This window comes from Mycobacterium sp. 852002-10029_SCH5224772, from assembly GCF_001667315.1.
In the GTDB taxonomy this organism is placed as follows: domain Bacteria; phylum Actinomycetota; class Actinomycetes; order Mycobacteriales; family Mycobacteriaceae; genus Mycobacterium.
The window spans coordinates 42218-48655 of the sequence record NZ_LZHT01000123.1 but is presented as its reverse complement, the minus strand read 5'-3'; the positions used below and the strand labels follow the sequence as shown (position 1 = coordinate 48655).

Annotated in this window: 5 protein-coding genes; 2 read left to right on the top strand and 3 right to left on the bottom strand. The window is 69.2% G+C overall.

All coding sequences use genetic code 11. The features are described from left to right. Together A5775_RS21900 and A5775_RS21895 are read left to right on the top strand one after the other, a co-directional pair. On the top strand, window positions 1-848 hold an 848-nt coding region (locus tag A5775_RS21900; RefSeq protein ID WP_197512831.1), incomplete at its 5' end, for a hypothetical protein. A gap of 64 nt (window positions 849-912) precedes the next feature. Beyond that, window positions 913-3570, top strand: a complete 2658-nt coding sequence (locus tag A5775_RS21895) for a circularly permuted type 2 ATP-grasp protein (RefSeq protein WP_067257036.1) — start codon at window positions 913-915, stop codon at window positions 3568-3570. A 142-nt stretch (window positions 3571-3712) separates the two neighbouring features. Here the strand turns inward: A5775_RS21895 and A5775_RS21890 are convergent, their stop codons facing one another. Genes A5775_RS21890 through A5775_RS21880 form a run of 3 tightly spaced genes read right to left on the bottom strand, consistent with a single transcriptional unit; the run spans window position 3713 to window position 6397 of the window. Beyond that, window positions 3713-4393 carry a DUF6629 family protein gene (locus A5775_RS21890; protein ID WP_067257034.1) on the bottom strand — a complete coding sequence of 227 codons (681 nt, stop codon included), beginning with the start codon at window positions 4391-4393 and terminating at the stop codon, window positions 3713-3715. A gap of 2 nt (window positions 4394-4395) precedes the next feature. Further along, window positions 4396-5451 carry a putative zinc-binding metallopeptidase gene (locus A5775_RS21885; RefSeq protein ID WP_067257029.1) on the bottom strand — a complete coding sequence of 352 codons (1056 nt, stop codon included), beginning with the start codon at window positions 5449-5451 and terminating at the stop codon, window positions 4396-4398. Then, window positions 5444-6397 (bottom strand): transglutaminase family protein, encoded by a 954-nt coding sequence (locus tag A5775_RS21880; RefSeq protein ID WP_197512828.1) that lies wholly within the window; start codon window positions 6395-6397, stop codon window positions 5444-5446. The genes A5775_RS21885 and A5775_RS21880 overlap by 8 nt, the downstream gene beginning before the upstream one ends. Window positions 6398-6438: the final 41 nt, after the last annotated feature.

Here is a 6438-nt window from a genome sequence, read left to right as displayed (position 1 = left end):
GCCCACCCCCGGGCTATGGCGGGCCTCCCCCGGGTTACGGTCCGCCACCGGGCTACGGCGCCCCGCCTCCCGGCTATGGTCCCCCGCCCGGCTATGGGCCCCCGCCCGGCTACGGCGGCCCGCCCACGCCCGCGTTCAGCATCGGTGACGCGTTCGGCTGGGCCTGGAACACGTTCACCAAACACGCAGCGACGCTGGTCATTTCGGCCCTGCTGTACGTGGTGCTGATCGGCGTTGCCTCGGTCCTGATCGGCCTGAGTCAAAGCGTGGGCACGACGACGACCGGCTCCGACGACGACTACTTCACCTTCACGGCGAACCTCAATGGCGGCGGGCTGGCGCTGCTCATCGTCGGCTACCTGGCGGCGTACCTCGTGTCCGCGTTCGCCCACTCCGCCTTCCTGTCCGGCTGTCTGGATCTGGCCGACGGACGCCCGGTGACCATTGGCTCGTTCTTCAAGCCGCGCAACTTCGCGATGGCGTATGTTGCCGCGTTGATCGTCGGCGTTCTCACCTCGATCGGCTTATCCCTCTGCGTCGTCCCCGGCCTCATCGTGAGCCTGTTCGTGCAGTTCACCATCCTGTTCGTGGTCGACCGTTCGGAGTCGGCGATCAAAGGCTTCAATTCCAGCGTGTCGCTCGTCGGCTCGAACTTCGCCAACGCACTGCTGGTGTGGCTGGTGCTGCTCGCTGCGACCCTCGCCGGCCTGCTGACGTGCGGCCTCGGCGCGCTGGTGGCGGCTCCCCTCGGCGGGCTAATCCTGACCTATGCCTACCGCAAGCTCTCCGGCGGACAGGTTGTCCCGCCGCAGCAGGCGGGTTACCAGACCGGGCCGCCACCGGCATAGCTCGGCGCGGATCCGGCGCGCCGGGCGTCCGCGGCCCGCGCCGCGTGCGTACCGTGCAGCAGTAATGGCGTTTGCGGACATGACATTCGGCACCGGCGCGGCCTCGGCGGGTGCCGGGTACGACGCCGACCGGCTGCTGGCCGGCTACCGCGCCGCCCGGGCGCAGGAAGCACTCTTCGATCTGCGGCGCGGCCCTGCGAGCGGCTACGACGAATTCGTCGACCACGACGGCAACGTGCGCCCGGCGTGGGCGGAGGTGGCCGACGCCATCGCGGAGCGCGGCCGCGCCGGGCTGGACCGGCTGCGCTCGGTGGTGCACGGCCTGATCGACAACGACGGCATCACCTACACCGACGTCGTGCCCGGCGGCCGCGGTCAGGAGCCGAGGCCTTGGCAGCTGGACACCCTGCCGATCGTGCTGTCTGCCGCCGACTGGGAGGCGCTCGAGGCGGGGCTGCTGCAGCGGTCCCGGGTGCTCGACGCCGTGCTCGCCGACCTTTACGGGCCGCGCAGCCTGCTCACCGATGGCGTCCTTCCCCCCGAGCTGCTGTTCGCCCACCCCGGTTACGTGCGTGCCGCCAACGGAATCGAGATCCCCGGGCGCCACCAGCTTTTCATGCACGCCTGCGACGTCAGCCGCCGTCCGGACGGCGCCTTTGTCGTCAACGGCGACCGGACCCAGGCGCCCTCGGGCGGCGGCTACGCGCTGGCCGACCGGCGCGTCGTCGCGCACGCGGTTCCCGACCTCTACGAGAGGATCGCGCCGCGGCCGACCACCCCGTTCGCCCAGGCTCTACGGTTGGCGCTGATCGACGCGGCTCCCGACGACGCCCGGGACCCGGTGGTGGTGGTCCTGTCCCCGGGTATCTACTCCGAAACCGCTTTCGACCAGGCCTATCTGGCCACCCTGCTGGGCTTTCCGATGGTGGAGAGCGCGGACCTGGTGGTGCGCGACGGCATGTTGTGGATGCGCTCGCTGGGCACCCTGAAGCGCGTTGACGTGGTTTTGCGCCGGGTCGACGCGGACTATTCGGACCCGCTGGATCTGCGCGCCGATTCCCGCCTCGGGGTCGTCGGCCTCGTGGAGGCCCAACACCGCGGGACGGTGACCGTCGTCAACACGTTGGGCAGCGGGATTCTGGAAAACCCTGGGCTGCAGCGTTTCCTGCCCGCGATGGCCGAGCACCTGTTGTCGGAGACCCTGCTGCTGCCCAGCGCGCCGACGTACTGGGGGGGCATCGCCGCCGAGCGTTCGCACTTGCTGGCCAATCTGTCGTCGCTGTTGGTGAGGTCGACCGTCGGCGAGAAAACCCTCGTTGGACCGGCACTTTCGTCTCGGCAGCTGTCGCAGTTGGCGGACCAGATCGAGGCGATGCCGTGGCAGTGGGTCGGCCAGGAGCTGCCGCAGTTCTCGTCCGCGCCGACCGACCACGGCGGTGTGTTGTCCTCGGCGGGCGTCGGGATTCGGCTGTTCACCGTCGCCCAGCGGGGCGGCTACGCGCCGATGATCGGCGGCATCGGCTACGTGCTGGCGCCCGGGGACGCCGCCTATACGCTGAAAACGGTTGCGGCAAAAGATGTTTGGGTGCGTCCCACCGAGCGGGCGCGGGCCGAGGCGATCAGCCTCCCGAGCGTGGAACCGCCGGCGAAGACGGCCGCGGGCACCTGGGGCGTCAGTTCCCCACGCGTGCTGTCCGACCTCTTCTGGATCGGCCGCTACGGCGAGCGCGCCGAGAGCATGGCGCGGTTGCTCATCGTCGCCCGGGACAGGTTCCACGTGTACCGGCACCACCAGCACAGCGAGGAAAGCGAGTGTGTGCCAGTGCTGATGGCCGCGCTCGGCCTGATCACCGGAACCGACACCGCGGCCGACTCCGACGGTGCCAGCGATGGGGCCGAAATGATCGCCGTCGCACCCTCGACGCTGTGGTCGCTCACCGTCGACCCGCACCGGCCCGGCTCCCTGGTGCAGTCCGTGGAAGGGCTGGCGCTGGCCGCCCGGGCGGTACGCGACCAGATGTCCAACGACACCTGGATGGTGCTGGCCGCGGTGGAGCGCGCACTGGCACTCGACAGCGAACCGCCGGACTCGCTCGCCGAGGCCGACGCCGCGCTGAGCCGGGCGCAGGCCCAGACACTGGCCGGGATGCTGACCCTGTCCGGGGTGGCCAGTGAGTCGATGGTGCGCGACGTGGGCTGGACGATGATGGACATCGGCAAGCGGATCGAACGCGGCTTGTGGCTGACCGCGTTGCTGCGGGCGACGCTGACCGTGGCGCGCGGCGCCGCCGCCGAACAAACCGTCATCGAGTCGACGCTGGTGGCGTGCGAGTCCTCGGTCATCTACCGGCGCCGCACGGCGGGCAAGATCAGCGTGGCCGCCATGGTCGAGCTGATGCTGTTCGACGCGCAGAACCCGCGGTCGCTGCTGTACCAATTGGACCGGCTGCGCGCCAACCTCAAGGACCTGCCCGGTTCGTCGGGATCCTCGCGCCCGGAGCGGCTGGTGGACGAGATCGGCACCCTGCTGCGCCGCTCGCATCCCGCCGCGCTGGAACGGGTCAGCGGCGACGGGCGGCGCGCCGAGCTGGCGAACCTGCTCGGTGCGGTACACGCCGAGCTGCGCAACCTGGCCGAGGTCATCACCACCACGCAGCTGGCCCTGCCCGGTGGGATGCAACCGCTGTGGGGCCCCGACGTGCGCCGCGTGATGCCCGCCTAGCCGTACGACGATGCAGCCCGCGAAGCGGGGTGCGGAGGAGTGCGGCAATCCCACCTAGCCGTACGACGATGCAGCCCGCGAAGCGGGGTGCGGAGGAGTGCGGCAATTCCGCCTAGCCGTACGACGATGCGGCCCGCGACTGTCACGCGTTCGATGTCGCCCGATCCTCGGCGAGGCCGTGGTAGCGATGTGGGTCGCGCAGTCGCCGACGCCGCACCATGTGCACCAGCGCCAGGATCGACAGCGTGGCGGCGTAGATGCACCATAGCGACGCGAACGCCTGCGTGTAGAGGACCGCGACCACGGCCAGCCCCACCAGGTTCGCGATCCCGAACACCACGATGGAGCGATAGCCCGACATCAATGCCGGCCCGATGACAGCGATGACGTAGAGCACCGCCCACACATAGCCGCCCTGGACACCGGTCTGGTATTGCAGCGCATGGGGGCCTCTCGTCACCGCGACTGGTTCGGTGAGCACGACGACGGCCAGATACGCGGACACTACGGTTCCGAGCACCGCGAACGGCGCCACTCGTAGCCGGGCGCCCCGCGGTTCCAGCATCAAGATCGCCCACGGGACCAGTGTGGGAAGCAGCGGCAGTGCGATGAAGACATAGGCAAGCATCGCCAGGTGGGCCATCCCGGGCGAGACAACGTTGTTGGGCCACACGGCCGCCTCGATGAACTGGTGGGCCGCGAACACCGTCGGCAACAAGGCAAATGGCACTTCGCGCCAGTGCTTCACCTCGCGCAGGGTCGCCACGGCGACCGGCACGAGGGCGGTGCCCACCACCAGATCCGCCGTTATCGAGAAGCACATCGCTAACCCGCCACAGACGCGGGGCCCCGGGACTCCGACGTCGCCTCGTCGACGACGGTGTGGATGAACTTCATTTTCTTCAGCACCGTGGCCGGCAGCACGAACGGGTACAGGTCGTCGTGTCCCATCGACCGGTTCACCATGTTCAGCGACCACGACAACGGCAGCCACATGTCGATGATCGTCTGAAAGGCGCTGGGGCCCAGGGCCGGCCGGTCGAAGGTGGCCGACGCCGCCGCCAGCCCGCACCACGCCGAGGTGTCCAGCGCGTCCCGGATGTGCAGGTAGTGGGCGAACGTCTCGGCCCAATCCTCGCTCGCATGCATGGTGGCGTAGGACGACACGAAGTCGCCCCGCCATCCCTCGGGAGCGCCCTCGCTGTAGTGGCGGTCGAGCGCCTCTTGGTAGTCGGCGTCGGGGTCGCCGAACAGTTCGTTGAACCGCTCCACGCGGTCGCGGGACGGAGCGATCAGCCGGTAGAAGTAGTAATGCCCGATCTCGTGGCGGAAGTGCCCCAGCAGGGTCCGGTACGGCTCGTCCATCTCGATGCGCAGCTGCTCGCGGTGTAAGTCGTCGCCCTCGGCCAAATCGATTGTGATGATCCCGTTCTCGTGCCCGGTCATCACGTTCTCGTGCGCGCTGGACAGGAGCCGGAAGGCCAGCCCGTAATCGGGATCCTTGTCGCGGCCGACGATCGGCAGCTTCAGCTCGTGCAGTTCGACGATCAGGCGTCGTTTGGCCGCCTCGGCCCGGGCGAACTCGGCTAGCCCGACGGCGTCGGCGTCGTTGGGCCGTTCGGCGGTCAGCGCACACGACGTGCACAGCAACCGGGGGGTGTTGACCGGCACCAGCCAATTACATTCGGCCAGCTGCAGATTGGCGCACAGCTGATACTCGCGGGCGGGCACGAAGCCGGCGTGCTCGGTCGCCTCGTCGCCGGAGATCACCAGCAGGGCCATCTGCTCGAGCGAAAACCCCAGGGCGCTGCCGCAATTCAGGCAGGTCGAGTTCTCGAACGTCAGGCGCTGGCCGCACTTGGGGCAGGTGAAGTCACGCATGCGAGAAGTCGCCTTCAACGGGTTCTGCGTAGGGCACCACGTCGACGGCGACGTCGATCACGCTGTGCTGCGAGTCGGTGTAGATGATGCCGCGCAGCGGCGGGACGTCCGCGTAATCGCGGCCGCGTCCCACCACGATGTAGCGCTCGTCGACCATCTGGTCGTTGGTGGGATCGAGCCCCAGCCACTCGAATCGGCCGGGATCCTGCGGAGTCCACACCGCGGCCCAGGCGTGCGTGGCGTCGATGCCGATCATCCGATCCTTTCCGGGCGGCGGGTCGGTGGCCAGGTAGCCCGACACGTAGCTGGCCGCCAAACCGTTGGCGCGCAGGCAGGCGATCGCCAGCCTGGCAAAGTCTTGACATACCCCCTCCCGCGCCGCCAGAACCTCCTTGACCCCGGTGGAAATCGTCGTCGACCCCGACCGGTAGGTGAAGTCGGTGAAAATCCGCGACCCCAGATCGCGCAGCACCTCGATCAGCGGGCGCCCGGGAGTGAAGCTGGGCGCCGCGTACTCGCGGACCTCGTCGGTGATTTCCGGCGGGTTCAGGTCCAGGGTGAACTCGGCCGCCAGCGCTCCGCTGCGCCCGGCCGGCCGGGCGTCCTCCCACGGCTGGAGCGCCGCCCCGCCGCCGTAGAGGCCCGGCGCCGGCGGATAGACGTCGACGACGGAATCGCTGACCACCCTCAGGGCGCTGTGCGGCTCGGTCACATGGAAGTAGGAGCTGATGTTCCCGTAGGTGTCCGTGCTGGTGGAGCTGTCGGCGGGGGCCGGCTCGATGGTCAGCTGGTGCGCGACGCGGCGCTGCCGCAGCGAGTCACGCGGGGTCAGGAAGCCGCGACCGTATGAACTGGTCACGACGTCGGAGTAGCGGTACTCGGTGCGATGGGTGACTCGATACCGGCGGGCGAGCCCGGCGTCAGCTTCAGACACAAGGCTGATCACATCACACACGGGGCCGTTGCGCGCCCCACCGCTGCCCGGTC